Origin of the sequence: Escherichia sp. KTE114, from assembly GCF_000407765.1 — a bacterium.
GTDB classification, from domain to species: Bacteria; Pseudomonadota; Gammaproteobacteria; order Enterobacterales; family Enterobacteriaceae; genus Escherichia; species Escherichia ruysiae.
Genome location: NZ_KE136626.1, coordinates 1,343,927 through 1,366,436 on the forward strand (window position 1 = coordinate 1,343,927; position 22,510 = coordinate 1,366,436).

Annotated in this window: 17 protein-coding genes, 1 rRNA gene, 2 pseudogenes and 2 other annotated features; of the genes and pseudogenes, 12 read left to right on the top strand and 8 right to left on the bottom strand. The window is 50.1% G+C overall.

From position 1 onward, the window contains the following. Positions 1-148, top strand: a sequence feature (23S ribosomal RNA rRNA prediction is too short). Between the two features lie 103 nt (positions 149-251). Beyond that, positions 252-2,616: a sequence feature (most likely nonfunctional fraction of RNA operon), on the top strand. A gap of 113 nt (positions 2,617-2,729) precedes the next feature. Next, a 5S ribosomal RNA gene (gene rrf, locus WC5_RS14375) occupies positions 2,730-2,845 on the top strand. 102 nt (positions 2,846-2,947) lie between these two features. Here rrf and mobB read toward each other — a convergent pair. Together mobB and mobA are read right to left on the bottom strand one after the other, a co-directional pair. After that, entirely contained in the window at positions 2,948-3,475 is a 528-nt protein-coding gene (mobB, locus tag WC5_RS14370; RefSeq protein ID WP_000907629.1) for a molybdopterin-guanine dinucleotide biosynthesis protein MobB, read from the bottom strand. Then, positions 3,457-4,041 (bottom strand): molybdenum cofactor guanylyltransferase MobA, encoded by a 585-nt coding sequence (gene mobA, locus WC5_RS14365; protein ID WP_001052148.1) that lies wholly within the window; start codon positions 4,039-4,041, stop codon positions 3,457-3,459. Before mobA ends, mobB begins: the two co-directional genes overlap by 19 nt. A 69-nt stretch (positions 4,042-4,110) precedes the next feature. Between mobA and WC5_RS14360 the strand changes: the two genes are divergently transcribed. The 4 genes from WC5_RS14360 (at position 4,111) to WC5_RS14345 (ending at position 7,671) form a co-directional block, all read left to right on the top strand. After that, complete coding sequence (locus tag WC5_RS14360) at positions 4,111-4,380, top strand: YihD family protein (RefSeq protein WP_001295263.1); 270 nt, start codon at positions 4,111-4,113, stop codon at positions 4,378-4,380. Between the two features lie 76 nt (positions 4,381-4,456). Then, the gene (gene srkA, locus WC5_RS14355; protein WP_001062016.1) at positions 4,457-5,443 is read left to right on the top strand and encodes a stress response kinase SrkA; all 987 of its coding nucleotides are present in this window, start codon (positions 4,457-4,459) and stop codon (positions 5,441-5,443) included. A gap of 16 nt (positions 5,444-5,459) precedes the next feature. Then, a complete protein-coding gene (gene dsbA, locus WC5_RS14350; protein WP_000725351.1) occupies positions 5,460-6,086 on the top strand; it encodes a thiol:disulfide interchange protein DsbA in 627 nt (208 codons plus the stop codon). Between the two features lie 154 nt (positions 6,087-6,240). Further along, positions 6,241-7,671, top strand: coding sequence for a DUF945 family protein (locus WC5_RS14345; RefSeq protein WP_010350926.1), 1,431 nt, complete (start codon positions 6,241-6,243; stop codon positions 7,669-7,671). A 39-nt stretch (positions 7,672-7,710) separates the two neighbouring features. On the opposite strand, the gene yihG is transcribed toward WC5_RS14345, so the two are convergent. After that, positions 7,711-8,643, bottom strand: a complete 933-nt coding sequence (yihG, locus tag WC5_RS14340; protein WP_010350928.1) for a 1-acylglycerol-3-phosphate O-acyltransferase YihG — start codon at positions 8,641-8,643, stop codon at positions 7,711-7,713. Positions 8,644-9,006: 363 nt separating this feature from the next. On the opposite strand from yihG, the gene polA reads away from it, so the two are divergent. Beyond that, positions 9,007-11,793, top strand: coding sequence for a DNA polymerase I (gene polA / locus WC5_RS14335; protein ID WP_000249999.1), 2,787 nt, complete (start codon positions 9,007-9,009; stop codon positions 11,791-11,793). 165 nt (positions 11,794-11,958) lie between these two features. Next, complete coding sequence (gene spfP / locus WC5_RS26130) at positions 11,959-12,006, top strand: small protein SpfP (RefSeq protein ID WP_071892919.1); 48 nt, start codon at positions 11,959-11,961, stop codon at positions 12,004-12,006. A gap of 172 nt (positions 12,007-12,178) precedes the next feature. Here spfP and yihA read toward each other — a convergent pair whose 3' ends face one another. After that, entirely contained in the window at positions 12,179-12,811 is a 633-nt protein-coding gene (yihA, locus tag WC5_RS14330; RefSeq protein ID WP_000183348.1) for a ribosome biogenesis GTP-binding protein YihA/YsxC, read from the bottom strand. 234 nt (positions 12,812-13,045) lie between these two features. On the opposite strand from yihA, the pseudogene WC5_RS24770 reads away from it, so the two are divergent. The 3 genes and pseudogenes from WC5_RS24770 (at position 13,046) to hemN (ending at position 15,463) form a co-directional block, all read left to right on the top strand. Then, positions 13,046-13,273 (top strand): annotated as a pseudogene (locus WC5_RS24770) (hypothetical protein). A 118-nt stretch (positions 13,274-13,391) separates the two neighbouring features. Next, complete coding sequence (gene yihI / locus WC5_RS14325; RefSeq protein ID WP_010348274.1) at positions 13,392-13,901, top strand: Der GTPase-activating protein YihI; 510 nt, start codon at positions 13,392-13,394, stop codon at positions 13,899-13,901. A gap of 188 nt (positions 13,902-14,089) precedes the next feature. After that, entirely contained in the window at positions 14,090-15,463 is a 1,374-nt protein-coding gene (gene hemN, locus WC5_RS14320) for an oxygen-independent coproporphyrinogen III oxidase (protein ID WP_000116119.1), read from the top strand. Positions 15,464-15,614: 151 nt separating this feature from the next. Here the strand turns inward: hemN and WC5_RS14315 are convergent, their stop codons facing one another. The 4 genes from WC5_RS14315 to glnA form a co-directional block, all read right to left on the bottom strand. Further along, entirely contained in the window at positions 15,615-15,725 is a 111-nt protein-coding gene (locus tag WC5_RS14315; protein WP_000893993.1) for a YshB family small membrane protein, read from the bottom strand. 111 nt (positions 15,726-15,836) lie between these two features. Next, a complete protein-coding gene (glnG, locus tag WC5_RS14310) occupies positions 15,837-17,246 on the bottom strand; it encodes a nitrogen regulation protein NR(I) (protein WP_016231530.1) in 1,410 nt (469 codons plus the stop codon). A gap of 11 nt (positions 17,247-17,257) precedes the next feature. Continuing rightward, positions 17,258-18,307 (bottom strand): nitrogen regulation protein NR(II), encoded by a 1,050-nt coding sequence (gene glnL / locus WC5_RS14305; protein ID WP_000190576.1) that lies wholly within the window; start codon positions 18,305-18,307, stop codon positions 17,258-17,260. Positions 18,308-18,481: 174 nt separating this feature from the next. Next, positions 18,482-19,891, bottom strand: coding sequence for a glutamate--ammonia ligase (glnA, locus tag WC5_RS14300; protein ID WP_001271712.1), 1,410 nt, complete (start codon positions 19,889-19,891; stop codon positions 18,482-18,484). A 372-nt stretch (positions 19,892-20,263) separates the two neighbouring features. Between glnA and typA the strand changes: the two genes are divergently transcribed. Both typA and WC5_RS24780 read left to right on the top strand, forming a co-directional pair. After that, on the top strand, positions 20,264-22,087 hold the full coding sequence (gene typA, locus WC5_RS14295; protein ID WP_000570663.1) for a ribosome-dependent GTPase TypA: 1,824 nt from the start codon (positions 20,264-20,266) through the stop codon (positions 22,085-22,087). Positions 22,088-22,332: 245 nt separating this feature from the next. Further along, positions 22,333-22,449, top strand: a pseudogene (locus WC5_RS24780) (aldose 1-epimerase); the annotation flags it as partial. Positions 22,450-22,510: the final 61 nt, after the last annotated feature.

The following is a 22,510-nucleotide window of genomic DNA, read 5'->3' on the forward strand; positions in this document are numbered from 1 at the left end:
TGAATCAGTGTGTGTGTTAGTGGAAGCGTCTGGAAAGGCGCGCGATACAGGGTGACAGCCCCGTACACAAAAATGCACATGCTGTGAGCTCGATGAGTAGGGCGGGACACGTGGTATCCTGTCTGAATATGGGGGGACCATCCTCCAAGGCTAAATACTCCTGACTGACCGATAGTGAACCAGTACCGTGAGGGAAAGGCGAAAAGAACCCCGGCGAGGGGAGTGAAAAAGAACCTGAAACCGTGTACGTGCAAGCAGTGGGAGCCTCTTTATGGGGTGACTGCGTACCTTTTGTATAATGGGTCAGCGACTTATATTCTGTAGCAAGGTTAACCGAATAGGGGAGCCGAAGGGAAACCGAGTCTTAACTGGGCGTTAAGTTGCAGGGTATAGACCCGAAACCCGGTGATCTAGCCATGGGCAGGTTGAAGGTTGGGTAACACTAACTGGAGGACCGAACCGACTAATGTTGAAAAATTAGCGGATGACTTGTGGCTGGGGGTGAAAGGCCAATCAAACCGGGAGATAGCTGGTTCTCCCCGAAAGCTATTTAGGTAGCGCCTCGTGAACTCATCTCCGGGGGTAGAGCACTGTTTCGGCAAGGGGGTCATCCCGACTTACCAACCCGATGCAAACTGCGAATACCGGAGAATGTTATCACGGGAGACACACGGCGGGTGCTAACGTCCGTCGTGAAGAGGGAAACAACCCAGACCGCCAGCTAAGGTCCCAAAGTCATGGTTAAGTGGGAAACGATGTGGGAAGGCCCAGACAGCCAGGATGTTGGCTTAGAAGCAGCCATCATTTAAAGAAAGCGTAATAGCTCACTGGTCGAGTCGGCCTGCGCGGAAGATGTAACGGGGCTAAACCATGCACCGAAGCTGCGGCAGCGACACTATGTGTTGTTGGGTAGGGGAGCGTTCTGTAAGCCTGTGAAGGTGTGCTGTGAGGCATGCTGGAGGTATCAGAAGTGCGAATGCTGACATAAGTAACGATAAAGCGGGTGAAAAGCCCGCTCGCCGGAAGACCAAGGGTTCCTGTCCAACGTTAATCGGGGCAGGGTGAGTCGACCCCTAAGGCGAGGCCGAAAGGCGTAGTCGATGGGAAACAGGTTAATATTCCTGTACTTGGTGTTACTGCGAAGGGGGGACGGAGAAGGCTATGTTGGCCGGGCGACGGTTGTCCCGGTTTAAGCGTGTAGGCTGGTTTTCCAGGCAAATCCGGAAAATCAAGGCTGAGGCGTGATGACGAGGCACTACGGTGCTGAAGCAACAAATGCCCTGCTTCCAGGAAAAGCCTCTAAGCATCAGGTAACATCAAATCGTACCCCAAACCGACACAGGTGGTCAGGTAGAGAATACCAAGGCGCTTGAGAGAACTCGGGTGAAGGAACTAGGCAAAATGGTGCCGTAACTTCGGGAGAAGGCACGCTGATGCGTAGGTGAAGCGGCTTACTCGTGGAGCTGAAATCAGTCGAAGATACCAGCTGGCTGCAACTGTTTATTAAAAACACAGCACTGTGCAAACACGAAAGTGGACGTATACGGTGTGACGCCTGCCCGGTGCCGGAAGGTTAATTGATGGGGTCAGCCGCAAGGCGAAGCTCTTGATCGAAGCCCCGGTAAACGGCGGCCGTAACTATAACGGTCCTAAGGTAGCGAAATTCCTTGTCGGGTAAGTTCCGACCTGCACGAATGGCGTAATGATGGCCAGGCTGTCTCCACCCGAGACTCAGTGAAATTGAACTCGCTGTGAAGATGCAGTGTACCCGCGGCAAGACGGAAAGACCCCGTGAACCTTTACTATAGCTTGACACTGAACATTGAGCCTTGATGTGTAGGATAGGTGGGAGGCTTTGAAGCGTGGACGCCAGTCTGCGTGGAGCCGACCTTGAAATACCACCCTTTAATGTTTGATGTTCTAACGTGGACCCGTGATCCGGGTTGCGGACAGTGTCTGGTGGGTAGTTTGACTGGGGCGGTCTCCTCCTAAAGAGTAACGGAGGAGCACGAAGGTTGGCTAATCCTGGTCGGACATCAGGAGGTTAGTGCAATGGCATAAGCCAGCTTGACTGCGAGCGTGACGGCGCGAGCAGGTGCGAAAGCAGGTCATAGTGATCCGGTGGTTCTGAATGGAAGGGCCATCGCTCAACGGATAAAAGGTACTCCGGGGATAACAGGCTGATACCGCCCAAGAGTTCATATCGACGGCGGTGTTTGGCACCTCGATGTCGGCTCATCACATCCTGGGGCTGAAGTAGGTCCCAAGGGTATGGCTGTTCGCCATTTAAAGTGGTACGCGAGCTGGGTTTAGAACGTCGTGAGACAGTTCGGTCCCTATCTGCCGTGGGCGCTGGAGAACTGAGGGGGGCTGCTCCTAGTACGAGAGGACCGGAGTGGACGCATCACTGGTGTTCGGGTTGTCATGCCAATGGCACTGCCCGGTAGCTAAATGCGGAAGAGATAAGTGCTGAAAGCATCTAAGCACGAAACTTGCCCCGAGATGAGTTCTCCCTGACTCCTTGAGAGTCCTGAAGGAACGTTGAAGACGACGACGTTGATAGGCCGGGTGTGTAAGCGCAGCGATGCGTTGAGCTAACCGGTACTAATGAACCGTGAGGCTTAACCTTACAACGCCGAAGGTGTTTTGGCGGATTGAGAGAAGATTTTCAGCCTGATACAGATTAAATCGACAGGTCAGAAGAGGACGTGTTGATAAAACAGAATTTGCCTGGCGGCCGTAGCGCGGTGGTCCCACCTGACCCCATGCCGAACTCAGAAGTGAAACGCCGTAGCGCCGATGGTAGTGTGGGGTCTCCCCATGCGAGAGTAGGGAACTGCCAGGCATCAGATAAAGCGAAAGGCCATCCGGAAGGATGGCCTTTTTGCGTTGCTGCAGAAAGAATGCCGGATGCGACGCTGGCGCGTCTTATCCAGCCTACACTTGCTCATCCGTCCTGCTTTTGCATCCACTCCACCACAAAATCAACCAGCCCCTCAACATCATTAATATTCAGTAACGCGACATCAACATTAAGCGGTACATCGCTGGCTACAGCAATGACATGCCTGTCTATCACTAACTCTTCTGGTCGATGTCCGGCTCCATCGCGAAATAGCACAATCTTCGCGATCTCTTCATGCTTGAACCCTTCGACCAGAATCAAATCCAGCTTTGAGGTATCCATTCGGCTTGCGAGGAAATGTAGATCCAGTTCTTCTTTGTCTGGCGTTTCCGTCATCAAAGCCCATCGTTGCTGGCTGGCAACGATGGTTTGCGCCGCGCCAGCCTTGCGCAGCTCATAGCTATCTTTGCCTGGCTTATCAACATCCATATCATGATGCGTATGCTTAATCAGCCCCGGACGGATCCCCCTGGCGCATAATGCCGGGATCAGTTTTTTCAGCAGCGTAGTTTTTCCGGTGCCACTCCACGCAGCAAAGGCGAGTAACGGTATCATCGTTTTTCCTGCCATCGGGCAAGCTCCTCTGGCGTATTCACGTTTATAAATGCCTCTTTGCGATCGCTGAAATCAACCGCGTGACCGCCAGCAAGATTCATAAAAGCCATCACCCGGCGCTCTCCGGACAGCAGGTATTTCTGCAATAATGGCTCAATAGCGCGGTTTACCAGGGCTATAGTCGGGTGATCGCGTTCGCCGTCATGAACCCATACGACAGGCGCATCTTTGCGCTGATGGTTAAGTCGGGAGACTAAATCCTGGGGAATATAGGGTGTATCGCACGGACAAAACAGAAACCACTCGCCTTTTTCCTGCTGCATTACTGAAAGCATTCCCGCCAGTGGCCCAGGGTAATCCGCCAGAGAATCCGCTATCACTTTCAGACCGGTTGCCTGATAGATTTCCTGATGGCGATTGGCATTAACCACGACGTGAGACAGCTGCGTCATAAGCGCGTCAGCGACATGTTGCCACAGCGGTTTGCCATTTAATTCAAGCAATCCTTTATCTACGCCGCCCATTCGTCTGGCTTTACCTCCTGCCAGCACAACGCCTGTTATCATCGTCATCAGATTCACCGATATCGCCTCTTTTATTGTGGGATTGACCCTGCTAACGTGTCTGTCTCAAGAGTAAGGAGCATCACTATGAAATGTAAACGTCTGAATGAAGTTATTGAACTCCTCCAGCCAGCCTGGCAAAAAGAGCCAGATCTTAACCTGCTGCAATTTTTGCAGAAACTGGCGAAAGAGTCAGGTTTTGACGGCGAACTGGCGGATTTGACGGATGACATTCTGATCTATCATTTGAAAATGCGTGATTCCGCGAAAGATGCGGTGATCCCAGGTTTGCAGAAAGATTATGAAGAAGACTTCAAAACGGCGCTATTACGCGCACGCGGCGTAATTAAAGAGTAAAAGCTTGTAAGCGGCGCGACCAAAATCATCGTGAAATGATATCCTTCATCATTCGTAATGTTTTCCGGATGATGGGATGAACAACAACGCTTTTACTTTCCAGACACTACACCCGGATACCATCATGGACGCTCTGTTTGAGCAAGGGATCCGGGTGGATTCCGGGCTTACCCCGCTTAACAGCTATGAAAACCGTGTCTATCAATTTCAGGACGAAGATCGTCGACGTTTTGTCGTCAAATTTTACCGCCCTGAACGCTGGACAGCCGATCAAATCCTCGAAGAACATCAATTTGCATTGCAGTTGGTAAACGATGAAGTGCCGGTCGCAGCGCCAGTGGTGTTCAATGGCCAGACTTTATTGAATCATCAGGGATTTTATTTCGCCGTTTTCCCAAGCGTCGGTGGTCGCCAGTTCGAAGCTGATAATATCGATCAGATGGAAGCGGTTGGTCGTTATCTGGGGCGTATGCACCAGATGGGGCGCAAACAGCTTTTTATCCATCGCCCGACCATCGGCCTGAATGAATATTTCATTGAGCCACGTAAACTGTTTGAGGACGCTACGCTGATACCTTCCGGGTTGAAAGCGGCATTCCTGAAAGCGACAGATGAGCTGATCACCGCCGTTACAGCGCACTGGCGGGAAGATTTCACCGTTCTGCGGCTACATGGTGACTGCCATGCCGGGAACATCCTCTGGCGCGATGGTCCGATGTTTGTCGATCTGGATGATGCACGTAATGGTCCGGCTATTCAGGATTTGTGGATGTTGCTGAATGGTGATAAAGCCGAGCAGCGAATGCAACTGGAAACTATTATTGAAGCTTATGAAGAATTTAGCGAGTTCGACACCGCTGAAATCGGACTGATTGAACCTTTACGCGCCATGCGTTTGGTTTATTATCTTGCCTGGCTAATGCGGCGTTGGGCTGACCCCGCGTTCCCGAAAAATTTCCCGTGGTTAACCGGGGAAGATTACTGGCTGCGACAGACGGCGACTTTTATAGAACAGGCAAAAGTTCTACAAGAACCCCCTTTGCAATTAACACCTATGTATTAATCGGAGAGAGTAGATCATGAAAAAGATTTGGCTGGCGCTGGCTGGTTTAGTTTTAGCGTTTAGCGCATCGGCGGCGCAGTATGAAGATGGTAAGCAGTACACCACCCTGGAAAAACCGGTTGCTGGCGCGCCGCAAGTGCTGGAGTTTTTCTCTTTCTTCTGTCCGCACTGCTATCAGTTTGAAGAAGTTCTGCATATTTCTGATAACGTGAAGACAAAACTGCCGGAAGGCGTGAAGATGACTAAATACCACGTCAACTTCATGGGTGGGGATCTGGGCAAAGAACTGACTCAGGCATGGGCAGTGGCGATGGCGCTGGGCGTGGAAGACAAAGTCACGGTTCCGCTGTTTGAAGGCGTACAGAAAACCCAGACCATTCGTTCTGCATCTGATATTCGCGATGTATTCATCAACGCAGGTATTAAAGGTGAAGAGTACGACGCGGCGTGGAACAGCTTTGTGGTGAAGTCTCTGGTCGCTCAGCAGGAAAAAGCCGCAGCTGACGTGCAATTGCGTGGCGTTCCGGCGATGTTTGTTAACGGCAAATATCAGCTGAACCCGCAGGGTATGGATACCAGCAATATGGATGTTTTTGTTCAGCAGTATGCTGATACAGTGAAATATCTGTCTGAGAAAAAATAATTCATTGTAAATTACATAAGGCCCGTGAATATTCACGGGCTTTTTTTATTATTTAATAAATATAAATACATTCTGATAATGCACCCTGTTACTGGACATTATTTCAGCATAAGTGGATATTCAAAGTTTTGCTGTTTTATCAGGGAATATTTATATGATACGTAAGTCAGTTACAGGTGTCATTGTTGCGTTAACCGTTATCTGGGGTGGTGGCACATGGTACACAGGTACGCAAATTCAGCCTGGTGTCGAAAAGTTTATTAAAGATTTTAACGATGCTAAAAAGAAAGGTGAACATGCCTACGATATGACATTAAGTTATAAAAACTTTGAAAAAGGCTTTTTTAATTCCCGTTTTGAAATGCAACTTACATTTGATAACGGCGCACCCGATTTCAATATCAAGTCAGGCCAGAACGTTGCATTTGATGTGGATGTTGAGCACGGTCCGTTACCCATCACAATGTTAATGCGTGGTAATGTCATCCCCGCACTGGCAGCGGCAAAAGTGAACTTAGTGAATAATGAACTGACACAACCGCTATTTACCGCCGCGAAAAATAAATCGCCCGTTGAAGCGAAATTGCGATTCGCGTTTGGTGGCTCATTCTCCACGACATTAGATGTTGCCCCTGCAGAGTATGGAGAGTTTTCCTTTGGTGAAGGCCAGTTTACTTTTAATGGTGATGATAGTTCATTGTCTAACCTGGATATTGAAGGCAAGGTCGAAGATATTGTCCTGAAATTATCGCCAATGAGCAAAGTAACGGCGAAGAGTTTTACCATTAATTCTCTGACGCGATTAGAAGAAAAGAAATTTCCGGTTGGTGAAAGCGAGTCAAAATTTAATCAGATTAACATTATCAATCGCGGTGAAGACGTTGCCCAACTCGATAATTTCGTTGCAAAAACCAGGCTAGATCGCGTAAAAGATAAAGATTATATCAATGTCAATCTGACCTACGAACTTGATAAGTTAACAAAAGGGAATCAGCAACTCGGTAGTGGTGAGTGGTCATTGATTGCTGAATCTATTGATCCCTTAGCGGTGCGTCAATTTATCATCCAGTATAACATTGCGATGCGGAAGCAGCTTGCTGCACACCCTGAGTTAGCAAACGATGAAGCTGCTCTGCAAGAAGTGAATGCTGCATTGTTCAAAGAGTATTTACCGTTATTACAAAAAAGTGAGCCAGTTATTAAATTACCGGTTAGCTGGAGAAATACTCTCGGAGAACTAAACGCCAATCTGGATCTTAGTATTGATGATCCAGCCAAATCTTCATCATCCATAAACAAAGATATCAAATCGTTCAATTTAAACGTGGCTTTACCGCTTAATGTTGTTACAGAAACAGCAAAACAACTTAATTTATCTGAAGGTATGGATGCTGAAAAAGCCCAGAAGCGGGCGGATAAACAAATCAGCGGGATGATGACATTAGGTCAGATGTTTCAGTTAATCACGATTGACAACAATACCGCCTCGCTACAGTTGCGTTATACACCGGGTAAAGTTGTTTTTAACGGGCAGGAGATGAGCGAAGAAGAATTTATGTCTCGTGCCGGACGTTTTGCACATTAATATAATATCTCGCCTCTGCTAATTCAGAGGCGAGAAAAGCTACTTATTCTGGCGCTGCGATGACATCAATGACGTCAGAAGCCTGTCTTTTTCATGCCACAGTGAGTTCAGCCATTGCTGAAAATGGCGTTTAAAGCTTTTGTCATTGATATAGTCGCCATGCAATTCTTCAGCAATAGGTTGTAAATCCACATGCACGACAATTCTGGTCAGTTTGCCACTTAGCATATCGAAGAATGGTTGACGGTGATTATCCGGGTAACACAGCGTAACGTTGAGCAATTTATCGAATTGTTTACCCAGTACATTCAGCGCCATCGCAATACCGGCAGCTTTTGGCGGCAGAAGATTTTGAAATGTTGAGTGGGTTTGCTGGTGTTTCTCTTCAGTGAAGCGGGAACCCTCAACAAAATTCACAATAGTGGTGGGATGCAGGCGAAATTTTTCGCAGGAACGACGAGTGGTTTCTACATCTTTACCGCGTCGCTCCGGATGACGTAACAAATAAGCGCGCGAATAACGCTTCATAAACGGCATATCCAGCGCCCAACACGCCAGGCCAAGAAAAGGCACCCAGGCCAGTTGCTGTTTGAGGAAATATTTATTCATCGGAATGTGCTTACGAAACAGCACACACAGTACGACAATATCTGCCCAGCTATGGTGATTACAAATAAGCAGATACCAGTTCTTTTTACTTAACCCTTCCAGCCCGTGAACTTCCCATCGCAAATGTGGATTAAGGTGTAGTAATAGCGCCAGTCCTTCGCACCAGCAATACATCATAAAATCACAAAAACGTGAAACTTTTCGCCATATCATTGGCACAGGTAACAATAGTTTTACGATCCCGGCAATGATGATCGGGACGGAACAAAAAATGGTAACCAAAATGGTCAATACGATACTCAGCAAAAGGGTTATCGTAGCGAGTATTCTCGTCATAATTAATTTATTCAAAAAGTTAGCCATAGACAGTGCGCGAAAGAAGCGCAAGGCGCAGATTTTAGCAGAAAACGCCCCAAATAACGGATGATCCTGAAGTAGAAAAATAATTTATATCTATCCACATTAGAAGAAATCCTATTATCTCAATTATTAGGGATGGATTTATTTTTAACTGCATGAAAAACAAAGATAAACATCATGCTGTAAAAAGCATGATAATAAATTAAAAGCGATGTAAATAATTTATGCACAAAGTTATCCACATGACGATTTGCGAGCGATCCAGAAGATCTACAAAAGATTTTCACGAAAAGCGGTGAAAAACTCATGTTTTCATCCTGTCTGTGGCATCCTTTACCCATAATCTGATAAACAGGCACGGACATTATGGTTCAGATCCCCCAAAATCCACTTATCCTTGTAGATGGTTCATCTTATCTTTATCGCGCATATCACGCGTTTCCGCCGCTGACCAACAGCGCAGGCGAGCCGACCGGTGCGATGTACGGTGTCCTCAACATGCTGCGTAGTCTAATCATGCAATATAAACCGACACATGCAGCGGTGGTCTTTGACGCCAAGGGAAAAACCTTTCGTGATGAACTGTTTGAACATTACAAATCACATCGCCCGCCAATGCCGGACGATTTGCGAGCGCAAATCGAACCCCTGCACGCAATGGTCAAGGCGATGGGACTGCCGCTGCTGGCGGTTTCTGGCGTAGAAGCGGACGACGTTATCGGTACACTGGCGCGCGAAGCCGAAAAAGCCGGGCGTCCGGTGTTGATCAGCACTGGCGACAAAGATATGGCGCAGCTGGTGACGCCAAATATTACGCTTATCAATACCATGACGAACACCATCCTCGGCCCGGAAGAGGTGGTGAATAAGTACGGCGTACCGCCAGAACTGATCATCGACTTCCTGGCGCTGATGGGTGACTCCTCCGATAACATTCCTGGCGTACCGGGCGTGGGTGAAAAAACCGCGCAGGCACTGCTGCAGGGTCTTGGCGGGCTGGATACGCTGTATGCCGAGCCGGAAAAAATTGCTGGCCTAAGCTTCCGTGGCGCGAAAACAATGGCAGCCAAGCTCGAGCAAAACAAAGAAGTGGCTTATCTCTCTTACCAGCTGGCGACGATTAAAACCGACGTTGAACTGGAGCTGACCTGTGAACAACTGGAAGTGCAGCAACCGGCAGCTGAAGAGTTGTTGGGGCTGTTCAAAAAGTATGAGTTCAAACGCTGGACTGCTGATGTAGAGGCGGGCAAATGGTTACAGGCCAAAGGGGCTAAACCTGCCGCGAAGCCACAGGAAACGCTTGTTGTCGACGAAATGCCAGAAGTGACGGCAACGGCGATTTCTTACGATAACTACGTCACTATCCTTGATGAAGATACGCTGAAAGAATGGATTACGAAGCTGGAAAAAGCGCCGGTGTTTGCATTTGATACCGAAACTGACAGCCTCGATAACATCTCTGCCAACCTGGTGGGGCTTTCCTTTTCTATCGAGCCAGGCATAGCGGCATATATTCCGGTTGCTCATGATTATCTCGATGCGCCCGATCAAATCTCTCGCGAGCGTGCACTCGAGTTGCTAAAACCGCTACTGGAAGATGAAAAGGCGCTGAAGGTCGGGCAAAACCTGAAATACGATCGCGGTATTCTGGCGAACTACGGCATTGAGTTGCGTGGGATTGCGTTTGATACCATGCTCGAGTCCTACATTCTCAATAGCGTTGCCGGGCGTCATGATATGGACAGCCTCGCGGAACGTTGGTTGAAGCACAAAACCATCACTTTTGAAGAGATTGCCGGTAAAGGCAAAAATCAACTGACCTTTAACCAGATTGCTCTGGAAGAGGCCGGTCGCTACGCCGCCGAAGATGCAGACGTCACCTTACAATTGCATCTGAAAATGTGGCCGGATCTGCAGAAACACAAAGGGCCGTTGAACGTCTTCGAGAATATCGAAATGCCGCTTGTGCCGGTGCTTTCACGCATTGAACGTAACGGTGTGAAGATCGATCCGAAAGTTCTGCATAATCATTCTGAAGAGCTCACTCTACGTCTGGCGGAGCTGGAAAAGAAAGCGCATGAAATTGCAGGTGAAGAATTTAATCTTTCTTCGACCAAACAGTTGCAAACTATTCTTTTTGAAAAACAGGGCATTAAACCGCTGAAGAAAACGCCGGGTGGTGCGCCGTCAACGTCGGAAGAGGTGCTGGAAGAGCTGGCGCTGGACTATCCGTTACCGAAGGTGATTCTGGAGTATCGTGGTCTGGCGAAGCTGAAATCAACCTATACCGACAAACTACCGTTGATGATTAACCCGAAAACCGGGCGCGTACATACTTCTTATCACCAGGCAGTAACCGCAACGGGACGTTTATCGTCAACCGATCCTAACCTGCAAAACATTCCGGTGCGTAACGAAGAAGGTCGCCGTATCCGCCAGGCGTTTATTGCGCCAGAGGATTATGTGATTGTCTCGGCGGACTACTCGCAGATTGAACTGCGCATTATGGCGCATCTCTCGCGAGATAAAGGCCTGCTGACCGCATTCGCGGAAGGAAAAGATATTCACCGGGCAACGGCCGCAGAAGTGTTTGGTTTGCCGCTAGAAACCGTCACCAGCGAGCAACGCCGCAGCGCGAAAGCAATCAACTTTGGTCTGATTTACGGCATGAGTGCTTTCGGCCTGGCGCGCCAGTTAAACATTCCGCGCAAAGAAGCGCAGAAGTACATGGATCTTTACTTCGAACGCTATCCGGGCGTGCTGGAGTATATGGAACGTACCCGCACACAGGCGAAAGAGCAGGGCTACGTTGAAACGCTGGACGGACGCCGTCTATATTTGCCGGATATCAAGTCCAGCAACGGTGCGCGTCGTGCTGCGGCTGAACGTGCAGCAATTAACGCACCGATGCAGGGAACCGCAGCCGACATCATCAAACGGGCGATGATTGCCGTAGATGCATGGTTACAGGCCGAGCAACCGCGCGTTCGTATGATCATGCAGGTACACGATGAACTGGTATTTGAAGTTCATAAAGATGATCTCGATGTGGTATCAAAGAAAATCCATCAATTGATGGAAAACTGTACCTGTCTGGATGTGCCGTTGCTGGTGGAAGTCGGAAGCGGTGAAAACTGGGATCAGGCGCACTAAGATTCGCCTGAATATGCCCTTTTTTCGTAAGTAAGCAACATAAGCTGTCACGTTTTGTGATGGCTATTAGAAATTCCTATGCAACAACTGAAAAAAAATTACAAAAAATGCTTTCTGAACTGAACAAAAAAGAGTAAAGTTATTCGCGTAGGGTACAGAGGTAAGATGTTCTATCTTTCAGACCTTTTACTTCACGTAATCGGATTTGGCTGAATTTTTTAGCCGCCCCAGTCAGTAATGACTGGGGCGTTTTTTATTGGGCGAGAGAAAAGATCTGAATTGCCTGATGCATAACGCTTATCAGATTCACGGCGTGAGTCGCAATATTTTGAAGACCCCGGCCAGACAAAGCATTTAAGCTGCATCCGGCACCGGGGAAAGAAAATTATTCGCCGTCCTGATTCTCTTCGACGGGCTGCATTTCGCTAAACCAGGTATCCAGCTTCTGACGCAGCTTATCCACACCTTGTTTCTTCAGCGAAGAGAAGGTCTCTACCTGTACATCACCATTAAATGCCAGCACCGCTTCACGCACCATATTCAATTGCGCTTTACGTGCACCGCTCGCCAGTTTGTCCGCTTTGGTCAGTAGCACCAACACGGCGATATTGCTGTCCACCGCCCACTCAATCATCTGCTGATCGAGATCTTTCAGCGGATGGCGAATATCCATCAGTACCACCAGACCTTGCAGGCTCTGACGTTTTTCGAGGTATTCGCCGAGCGCGCGCTGCCATTTGCGCTTCATCTCTTCCGGGACTTCCGCATAACCGTAGCCAGGCAAGTCAACCAGACGCTTGCCATCAGCCACTTCAAACAGGTTGATAAGCTGGGTGCGCCCTGGCGTTTTCGAGGTACGAGCCAGGCTTTTCTGGTTAGTCAGCGTGTTCAGCGCGCTGGATTTACCTGCGTTGGAACGGCCTGCAAAAGCCACTTCGATCCCGGTATCGGAAGGTAAGTGGCGAATATCAGGCGCACTCATCACAAAATGCGTCTGTTGATAATTCAAATTAGTCAAAGCGGTCGTCTCCGTCAGTCAAAGCTTTTCAGCGATTATACCTGAACCACAATAAAAGACGGATTTTTCGGGGGACATGGTGTAAGTAAAAGCCACATGCTTTGTGAGACATTGCCGATCATCTTTATGCGAAATCGAAGAGAAAATTCTGCGATGCATGTCAAATAGGTCAAATAAATCATGTGATTAGTTTTATACAATAATCTGAAAATGAGAAAATACTGATGATAGTTTATTGTTTGTTTAGCGCAGAAGCGTAAAGTAGCACCCATAGAGCGAGGACGCTAACAGGAAGATGACTCAGGATGAGGGTCAGGAGCGCCAGGAGGCGAAGACAGAGGATTGTCAGGAAGACAAACGTCCGGAGACGTAATTAAACGGAAATGGAATCAACACGGAATGTTCTGGCTAATGGAAAAACAGGGTGTGTTGGCGGCCTGCAAGGATTGTAAGACCCGTTAAGGGTTATGAGTCAGGAAAAAAGGCGACAGAGTAATCTGTCGCCTTTTTTCTTTGCTTGCTTTCTGTTAGATTCCGCCGCAAATCTATACTGAATAAAACGGCAAAAAGACGAACCATTATGAAACCATCATCTTCAAACTCACGCAGCAAAGGTCACGCAAAAGCGCGTCGAAAAACACGCGAGGAGCTGGATCAGGAAGCTCGTGACCGCAAGCGCCAGAAAAAACGCCGTGGTCATGCGCCGGGCAGTCGCGCAGCGGGCGGTAACACTACATCAGGCAACAAAGGCCAGAACGCACCGAAAGATCCACGTATTGGCAGTAAAACCCCTATTCCATTGGGCGTGACTGAAAAAGTCACCAAACAGCACAAACCGAAGAGTGAGAAACCTATGCTTTCACCGCAGGCGGAGTTGGAGTTACTGGAAACGGATGAGCGTCTGGATGCGCTGCTGGAACGTCTGGAAGCAGGCGAAACCCTGAGCGCCGAAGAGCAATCCTGGGTTGATGCCAAACTGGATCGTATTGATGAGCTGATGCAGAAACTCGGCCTCTCTTATGACGACGATGAAGAAGAGGAAGAAGACGAGAAGCAAGAAGACATGATGCGTCTGCTGCGGGGCAACTAACGGATTGCCACCGTGGGCCTTCCCGTTCTGCTGATAACCCTTCCGGTTATATGTTATCTGGTGTGGTTATTCGTTAAACTACAACGGTTGTCGCGGCGACAAAAGTGGCTGCGCAACCGGCTGATGACCCGAACCGGGCATCCGTCGGTACGCCGTAGCCGCCAGAGACGCCATCGGAAGGAGTGAGCATGTCTGTACAGCAAATCGACTGGGATCTGGCCCTGATCCAGAAATATAACTATTCCGGGCCACGATACACTTCGTACCCGACCGCGCTGGAGTTTTCAGAAAACTTTGGCGAACAGGCGTTTTTACAAGCCGTGGCGCGCTATCCTGAGCGTCCATTATCTCTCTACGTACATATCCCGTTCTGCCATAAGCTTTGTTACTTCTGCGGTTGCAATAAGATTGTCACACGCCAGCAGCACAAGGCTGACCAATACCTGGACGCGCTGGAGCAAGAAATCGTCCATCGTGCACCGCTGTTTGCCGGGCGTCACGTTAGTCAGTTGCACTGGGGCGGTGGTACGCCGACGTATCTGAATAAAACGCAAATCAGCCGCCTGATGAAGCTGCTGCGGGAAAACTTCCAGTTCAATGCCGACGCGGAAATCTCGATCGAAGTCGATCCGCGTGAAATCGAACTGGATGTACTCGATCATTTACGTGCCGAAGGTTTTAACCGTCTGAGCATGGGCGTGCAGGACTTCAACAAAGAAGTGCAGCGTCTGGTTAACCGTGAGCAGGATGAAGAGTTCATCTTTGCGCTGCTTAACCATGCGCGTGAGATTGGCTTTACCTCCACCAACATTGACCTGATTTACGGCCTGCCGAAACAGACGCCGGAGAGTTTCGCTTTTACCCTGAAACGCGTAGCGGAACTTAACCCCGATCGTCTGAGTGTCTTTAACTACGCACATCTGCCGACCATTTTTGCTGCTCAGCGTAAAATCAAAGATGCTGACCTGCCGAGTCCGCAGCAGAAACTCGATATTCTGCAAGAAACCATCGCCTTCCTGACGCAATCGGGCTATCAGTTTATTGGTATGGATCACTTTGCCCGCCCGGATGACGAGCTGGCTGTGGCTCAGCGTGAAGGCGTGCTGCATCGTAACTTCCAGGGCTACACCACTCAGGGGGATACCGACCTGCTGGGGATGGGCGTTTCAGCCATCAGCATGATTGGCGACTGCTACGCGCAAAACCAGAAAGAGTTGAAGCAGTACTATCAGCAGGTGGATGAACAAGGCAATGCGCTGTGGCGCGGTATTGCGTTAACGCGCGATGACTGTATTCGCCGCGATGTGATTAAGTCGCTTATCTGCAATTTCCGTCTGGATTACGCCCCCATTGAGCAACAGTGGGATTTGCACTTCGCTGATTACTTTGCGGAAGATCTCAAGCTTCTCGCCCCGTTAGCAAAAGATGGGCTGGTGGATGTCAATGAGAAGGGGATTCAGGTGACGGCGAAAGGCCGCTTGCTGATCCGCAACATTTGCATGTGCTTCGATACTTATCTGCGCCAGAAAGCGCGGATGCAGCAGTTCTCACGGGTGATTTAAATAGTGAATGGCGCTTCGTTTACAAGTTAGAAAACGAAAGCGCCATCAATGTGCTGAGAACAAGGTTGCCTGATGCGCTACGCTTATCAGGCCTACAAAACCTGTTGAAATTATTGCTTTTGTAGGCCGCATCCGGCATAAACCACGAGCTTCAGCTAAACAGCCCAATCATCGCGACACACAGGATGGCCGCAACGGCAGTTTGCGGTGTGTGGCTATCAACTGCGCCACTCGATACCAGATTAATTATTGATTCCAGCATAATGACTTCCCCCGTTTTCCGGGCAAGATCATACTGAACTTATCGGAACAGTAAAGTGCAAAATAACAGCAATTTGCGCTCAATAATCAATCTTTACACACCAGCCGTGAATCACTCCATCCCCAACTCTTTTAACTTACGTGTCAGGGTGTTACGTCCCCAACCAAGCAGTCGCGCTGCTTCCTGTTTATGCCCCTGCGTATGTCGCAAAGCAGTAGTTAGTAACGTCCGCTCCAGCTCTGGCTGCGCTTCAGAAAGCAGGTTTTGATGACCGGAACGCAGCGCCCGATCTGCCCACTGTGCTAACAATGTTGCCCAACTGTCCGGTTGCATAGTGGAAGGACTTTCCGGTACGGTTGATTCAAACAGTTCGCTTGGCAAATCCTGAATCAACACTTCCTGTCCGGCGGCCATCACCGTTAACCAGCGGCAGGTGTTTTCCAGTTGGCGCACGTTCCCCGGCCACGCCAGACGCGTCAGGGCGGCTTCGGTTTCCGGATGCAGCAACTTCGCTTCTACGCCCAATTCGCGCGCGGCAACCTGTAAAAAATGGCGCGCCAGGCGGGGAATATCTTCCCGACGCTCGCGCAGTGGCGGCAGATGAACGCGGATAACGTTCAGGCGGTGGAACAGATCCTCGCGGAACTTGCCTTCCTGCACGCGCAGTTCCAGGTTCTGGTGGGTCGCAGCGATAATACGCACATCCACTTTCACCGGCGCATAGCCGCCAACGCGGTAAAACTGACCGTCTGCCAGCACGCGCAGTAACCGTGTCTGCACATCCAGCGGCATATCGCCAATTTCATCAAGGAATAACGTGCCGCCATCGGCCTGTTCAAAACGGCCCTGACGAACGGTATTGGCACCGGTAAACGCGCCTTTCTCGTGACCAAACAGTTCTGATTCGATCAAGTCTTTTGGGATAGCCGCCATATTCAGCGCGATAAACGGCGCTTTGGCTCGCGGGCTGTGGCGATGCAGGGCATGAGCGACCAGCTCTTTACCGGTGCCGGACTCGCCATTGATCAACACGCTAATAGAAGAGCGCGAGAGCCGACCGATAATACGGAACACGTCCTGCATGGCTGGCGCTTCGCCGATGATATCGGTCGTTGGGCCGTTAAGCTGAACATTACGCGGCTGCTGCTGTTCCTGATAATGGCTGATGGCGCGCTCAACCAGCGCCACGGCTTCGTCGATATCAAACGGTTTGGGCAGATAATCAAACGCCCCTTGTTGATAGGCGCTAACGGCGGCATCCAGATCCGAGTGCGCGGTCATAATGATGACCGGAAGCATCGGATGGCGCTGTTTAATCTGTTTGAGCAGCGCCAGCCCGTCCATTCCGGGCATACGGATATCTGAAAGCAGCACATCCGGCGTTTTGCTCGCCAGCGCCTCCAGCACCTCCGCGCCGTTCTCAAACGTCGTACAAGTTAAACCCGCCCCAGCGAGCGCACGTTCAAGCACCCAACGGATGGAACTATCGTCATCGACTACCCAGACTATCCCTCGTTGCATAAACGTCACCTTTATTTCCTGATAGGCAGGTAAACCGAGAACTCGGTATGACCTGGCCAACTGGTAAATTCAATTTTGCCTGAATGCTGATCAATCAAATTACGGGCGATGGATAAGCCAAGCCCGGTGCCGCCTTCGCGACCGCTGACCATCGGGTAAAACAGCGTATCCTGCAAATGAGGCGGGATACCCGGCCCGTTATCTTCCACATCGATCCGCGCTGCCAGCCGATAGCGTTCGCCGTGCAAGGTCAGTTGAAACGCGGTGCGGGTACGCAGAATAATTTCGCCGCCTTCCGGTCCCAGTGCCTGTAACGCATTGCGCACAATATTCAGCAATACCTGTTCAATTTGATCCGGATCGTGCGCCAGTTCCGGCAGGCTGGGGTCGTAATCACGAATCAACCGCACGTTACCCGGCAGTTCCATCGATACCAGCGCCACTACGCGCTCTGCCACCTTGTGAATACTTTCGGTAACACGCGTACCGGGCAGTTGCGGCCCCAACAGACGGTCGACCAGATTACGTAATCTGTCCGCCTGCTCGATAATTACTTTGGTATATTCCAGCAGCGATGGATCGGGCAACGCTTTGCTGAGTAGCTGTGCCGCGCCACGTAAACCGCCAAGCGGATTTTTAATCTCATGTGCCAGGCCGCGTACCAAATCGCGGGCAGCCACCTGCTGGGCGTGCTGTAGCTGTTCCTGACTTAAGCGGCGCTGATTATCCATTGGTGCCATCTCCAGCAGGATCATGCCATCAGGCATACGCTGAGCTGTCACAGAAAGGATATGCGAGCGCCCGTCAATCACCAGCGTCACTTCGTTATCGGTAAACCCTTGCCCCGCCTCCAGACTTTCTTGCATTAATTCGATATTTAATGAGAAGTAGCTCAACAGTTCCGGTAACGGCGTACCGAACAATTTGCGGGAGCTTTGGGCGAGCAGTTGTTGCGCGGCGGGGTTGGCGTAATGTATCGCCAGATTGTCATCAATTAACAAAATACTGTTAATCAGCGAGTTGAGGATCTGCCCAGCATCGGGCTGCGTGCCTGTTGCCATAAAGCAGTCTCCTGAACAGGTTGCACCATTTTAGTGCATTATAGCTTTTTACGGATAAAAAGCGCGAAGCATCAGAGAAATGACGGAGAAAAAAGCCCATGCTGAGATGGGCTGAAAGTTTCCACGGCAACTAAATCCCGGCGTTGTTCGCGCCGGGTAGTACAACTTCAACTATTAGACGCTGTAGTACAGCTCAAACTCTACCGGATGCGGAGTCATACGCACGCGGTCATCTTCTTCGCGACGCAGGGCGATGTACGCATCGATTGCTTCATCAGTGAACACGCCACCGGCTTTCAGGAACTCGCGGTCCAGATCCAGTTCGTTCAGTGCTTCTTCCAGAGAGCCTGCAACCTGTGGGATCTCTTTCGCTTCTTCCGGCGGCAGGTCATACAGGTTTTTGTCCATCGCTTCGCCTGGGTGGATCTTGTTCTTGATACCATCAAGACCCGCCATCAGCAGGGCAGCAAAGCACAGGTACGGGTTAGCGGCCGGATCCGGGAAACGTACTTCGATACGACGCGCTTTTGGAGACGCAACCACCGGAATACGGATAGAAGCAGAGCGGTTACGCGCAGAGTAAGCCAGCATTACCGGTGCTTCGTAACCCGGAACCAGACGCTTGTAAGAGTTAGTGGTCGGGTTTGCCAGCGCGTTAATCGCTTTCGCGTGTTTGATTACGCCGCCAATGTAGTACAGCGCCTGCTCAGAAAGACCCGCGTATTTGTCGCCTGCGAACAGGTTAACGCCGTTTTTAGACAGCGACATGTGGCAGTGCATACCGGAGCCGTTATCACCAAACATCGGTTTTGGCATAAAGGTCGCGGTTTTACCGAAGCGGTGCGCCACGTTGTGAACGACATATTTGTAGATCTGAATTTCGTCAGCTTTTTTGGTCATGGTATTGAAGCGGGTTGCCACTTCGTTCTGACCTGCGGTCGCTACTTCGTGGTGATGTGCTTCAACCACCAGACCCATCTGTTCCATTACCAGGCACATTTCAGAACGGATATCCTGAGCTGAGTCTACTGGCGGAACCGGGAAGTAACCGCCTTTCACTGCCGGACGGTGACCTTTGTTACCACCTTCGTATTGGGTGGAGGAGTTCCATGCGCCTTCGATATCGTCGATAGCAACGTGAGAACCGGAGATAGAAGATCCGAAACGGATGTCATCGAACAGGAAAAATTCTGGTTCTGGCCCGAACAGTACGGTGTCGGCAATGCCAGTAGAGCGCAGGTAATCTTCGGCGCGTTTCGCGATGGAGCGCGGGTCACGGTCATAGCCTTGCAGGGTGCCAGGTTCAAGGATGTCGCAACGGATAATCAGGGTAGAGTCGGCGAAGAACGGGTCAATCACTGCGGTGGATGCGTCTGGCATCAGCACCATGTCGGATTCGTTAATGCCTTTCCAGCCGCCAATCGAGGAGCCGTCAAACATTTTGCCTTCTTCGAAGAATTCAGCATTCACCTGATGAGCAGGGATAGTGACGTGCTGTTCTTTACCTTTGGTATCGGTGAAGCGCAAATCAACAAACTTCACTTCGTGCTCGTTCAGCATCGTCAGTACGTGTTCAGCGGACATACTTTAACTCTCCTGGATTGGTCATTGTCGTCGTGGTAACGAAATCTGCAATTATTTTGGCCGTGTCGCCGTAAAAAAGATAAAGCGAAATCTGTGCCAACTTTTAAATTGCCCCTAAAAGGCGTTATCATGCTTAACATCGTGCAAAAGGGCTGCACCGTGATGTGAATGTTGCACCAATATAGTGCTTCAATGGAAACATTAAGCACCATGTTGGTGCAATGACCTTTGGATAACCCTTTTTATGCTCCGTGAAAGCGATCACAAAGGGACTCTGCAATACTTGTTTGCGGAGGATGTTTGTGATCCTGTTTTGTAGTGCGATTAATCCGTGTACAATAACGCGCTATTTCTAATGCCTGAGGCAAAGTTGTGATCGAAAAATTGCGTAATATCGCCATCATCGCGCACGTCGACCATGGTAAAACCACCCTGGTAGACAAGCTGCTCCAACAATCCGGTACGTTCGACTCTCGTGCCGAAACCCAAGAGCGCGTGATGGACTCCAACGATTTGGAGAAAGAGCGTGGGATTACCATCCTCGCGAAAAACACCGCTATCAAATGGAATGATTACCGTATCAACATCGTTGATACCCCGGGGCACGCCGACTTCGGTGGTGAAGTTGAACGTGTAATGTCCATGGTAGACTCAGTGCTGCTGGTGGTTGACGCATTTGACGGCCCGATGCCGCAAACGCGTTTCGTAACCAAAAAAGCGTTTGCTTACGGCCTGAAGCCGATTGTTGTTATCAACAAAGTTGACCGCCCTGGCGCGCGTCCTGACTGGGTTGTGGATCAGGTATTTGACCTGTTCGTTAACCTCGACGCGACCGACGAGCAGCTGGACTTCCCGATCGTTTACGCTTCTGCGCTGAACGGCATCGCGGGTCTGGATCACGAAGATATGGCGGAAGACATGACCCCGCTGTACCAGGCGATTGTTGACCACGTTCCTGCGCCGGACGTTGACCTTGACGGTCCGTTCCAGATGCAGATTTCTCAGCTCGATTACAACAGCTATGTTGGCGTTATCGGCATTGGCCGCATCAAGCGCGGTAAAGTGAAGCCGAACCAGCAGGTTACTATCATCGATAGCGAAGGCAAAACCCGTAACGCGAAAGTCGGTAAAGTGCTGGGCCACCTCGGTCTGGAGCGTATCGAAACCGATCTGGCGGAAGCTGGCGATATCGTGGCGATCACTGGCCTTGGCGAGCTGAACATTTCTGACACCGTTTGCGACACGCAAAACGTTGAAGCATTGCCGGCACTCTCCGTTGATGAGCCGACCGTTTCCATGTTCTTCTGCGTTAACACCTCTCCGTTCTGCGGTAAAGAAGGTAAGTTCGTAACGTCTCGTCAGATTCTGGATCGTCTGAACAAAGAACTGGTACACAACGTTGCGCTGCGCGTAGAAGAAACCGAAGACGCCGATGCGTTCCGCGTTTCTGGTCGTGGCGAACTGCACCTGTCTGTTCTTATTGAGAACATGCGTCGTGAAGGTTTCGAACTGGCGGTATCCCGTCCGAAAGTTATCTTCCGTGAAATCGACGGTCGTAAACAAGAGCCGTTCGAAAACGTGACTCTGGACGTTGAAGAACAGCATCAGGGTTCTGTAATGCAGGCGCTGGGTGAGCGTAAAGGCGAGCTGAAAAACATGAATCCAGACGGTAAAGGCCGCGTACGTCTCGACTACGTGATCCCAAGCCGTGGTCTGATTGGCTTCCGTTCTGAGTTCATGACCATGACTTCCGGTACGGGTCTGCTGTACTCCACCTTCAGCCACTACGACGACGTACGTCCGGGTGAAGTGGGTCAGCGTCAGAACGGCGTACTGATCTCTAACGGCCAGGGTAAAGCGGTAGCGTTCGCGCTGTTTGGTCTGCAGGATCGCGGTAAGCTGTTCCTCGGTCACGGTGCAGAAGTTTACGAAGGTCAGATTATCGGTATTCACAGCCGCTCTAACGACCTGACTGTAAACTGCCTGACCGGTAAGAAACTGACCAACATGCGTGCTTCCGGTACTGACGAAGCCGTTGTTCTGGTTCCGCCTATCCGCATGACTTTGGAACAAGCTCTGGAGTTCATCGATGATGACGAACTGGTAGAAGTTACTCCGACCTCTATCCGTATTCGTAAACGTCACCTGACGGAAAACGATCGTCGCCGCGCGAACCGTGGTCCAAAAGAAGATTAATTTTTCTTTTTAGTCGTGAAAAACCTGCCAGTGATGGCAGGTTTTTTTTGCCTTTGCAGGTCTGATAAGATGCGTCAGCATCGCATCAGGCATTATCGAAAGCCCTGCACACGGAGAAAATCCGCAATCGCGTCAGTGTTGTTGTGACCAATAACACTTTCAGCACAGGCACTCGCCATTACCCATCGCAATGCCTTTCCCAGCCATCCTCAAAATAAAGGCTATGATTTCATCCAGCGCGATGCACCTGGGTTAACCCGCTTACCCAGGCACCTGACGCAATAAATCTAACGCCGGAATTTGTGACGCCAGATAAGCCGCTGGTCATAGAAACTCGTCGGCCATTTACGCCTGAATCTTAACCATTCATGTATTGCGAAAAAGCCAGTGAAATTACTCTGCTTTTTCGCAATCAGCGTCACA

What these genes read in the sequence shown, in the direction of transcription:
- mobB (WP_000907629.1), bottom strand. Translation starts at nt 3,475, where the DNA reads ATGGCAGGAAAAACGATGATACCGTTACTCGCCTTTGCTGCGTGGAGT.
- WC5_RS14360 (WP_001295263.1), top strand. Translation starts at nt 4,111, where the DNA reads ATGAAATGTAAACGTCTGAATGAAGTTATTGAACTCCTCCAGCCAGCC.
- srkA (WP_001062016.1), top strand. Translation starts at nt 4,457, where the DNA reads ATGAACAACAACGCTTTTACTTTCCAGACACTACACCCGGATACCATC.
- dsbA (WP_000725351.1), top strand. Translation starts at nt 5,460, where the DNA reads ATGAAAAAGATTTGGCTGGCGCTGGCTGGTTTAGTTTTAGCGTTTAGC.
- WC5_RS14345 (WP_010350926.1), top strand. Translation starts at nt 6,241, where the DNA reads ATGATACGTAAGTCAGTTACAGGTGTCATTGTTGCGTTAACCGTTATC.
- yihG (WP_010350928.1), bottom strand. Translation starts at nt 8,643, where the DNA reads ATGGCTAACTTTTTGAATAAATTAATTATGACGAGAATACTCGCTACG.
- polA (WP_000249999.1), top strand. Translation starts at nt 9,007, where the DNA reads ATGGTTCAGATCCCCCAAAATCCACTTATCCTTGTAGATGGTTCATCT.
- yihI (WP_010348274.1), top strand. Translation starts at nt 13,392, where the DNA reads ATGAAACCATCATCTTCAAACTCACGCAGCAAAGGTCACGCAAAAGCG.
- hemN (WP_000116119.1), top strand. Translation starts at nt 14,090, where the DNA reads ATGTCTGTACAGCAAATCGACTGGGATCTGGCCCTGATCCAGAAATAT.
- WC5_RS14315 (WP_000893993.1), bottom strand. Translation starts at nt 15,725, where the DNA reads ATGCTGGAATCAATAATTAATCTGGTATCGAGTGGCGCAGTTGATAGC.
- glnG (WP_016231530.1), bottom strand. Translation starts at nt 17,246, where the DNA reads ATGCAACGAGGGATAGTCTGGGTAGTCGATGACGATAGTTCCATCCGT.
- glnL (WP_000190576.1), bottom strand. Translation starts at nt 18,307, where the DNA reads ATGGCAACAGGCACGCAGCCCGATGCTGGGCAGATCCTCAACTCGCTG.
- glnA (WP_001271712.1), bottom strand. Translation starts at nt 19,891, where the DNA reads ATGTCCGCTGAACACGTACTGACGATGCTGAACGAGCACGAAGTGAAG.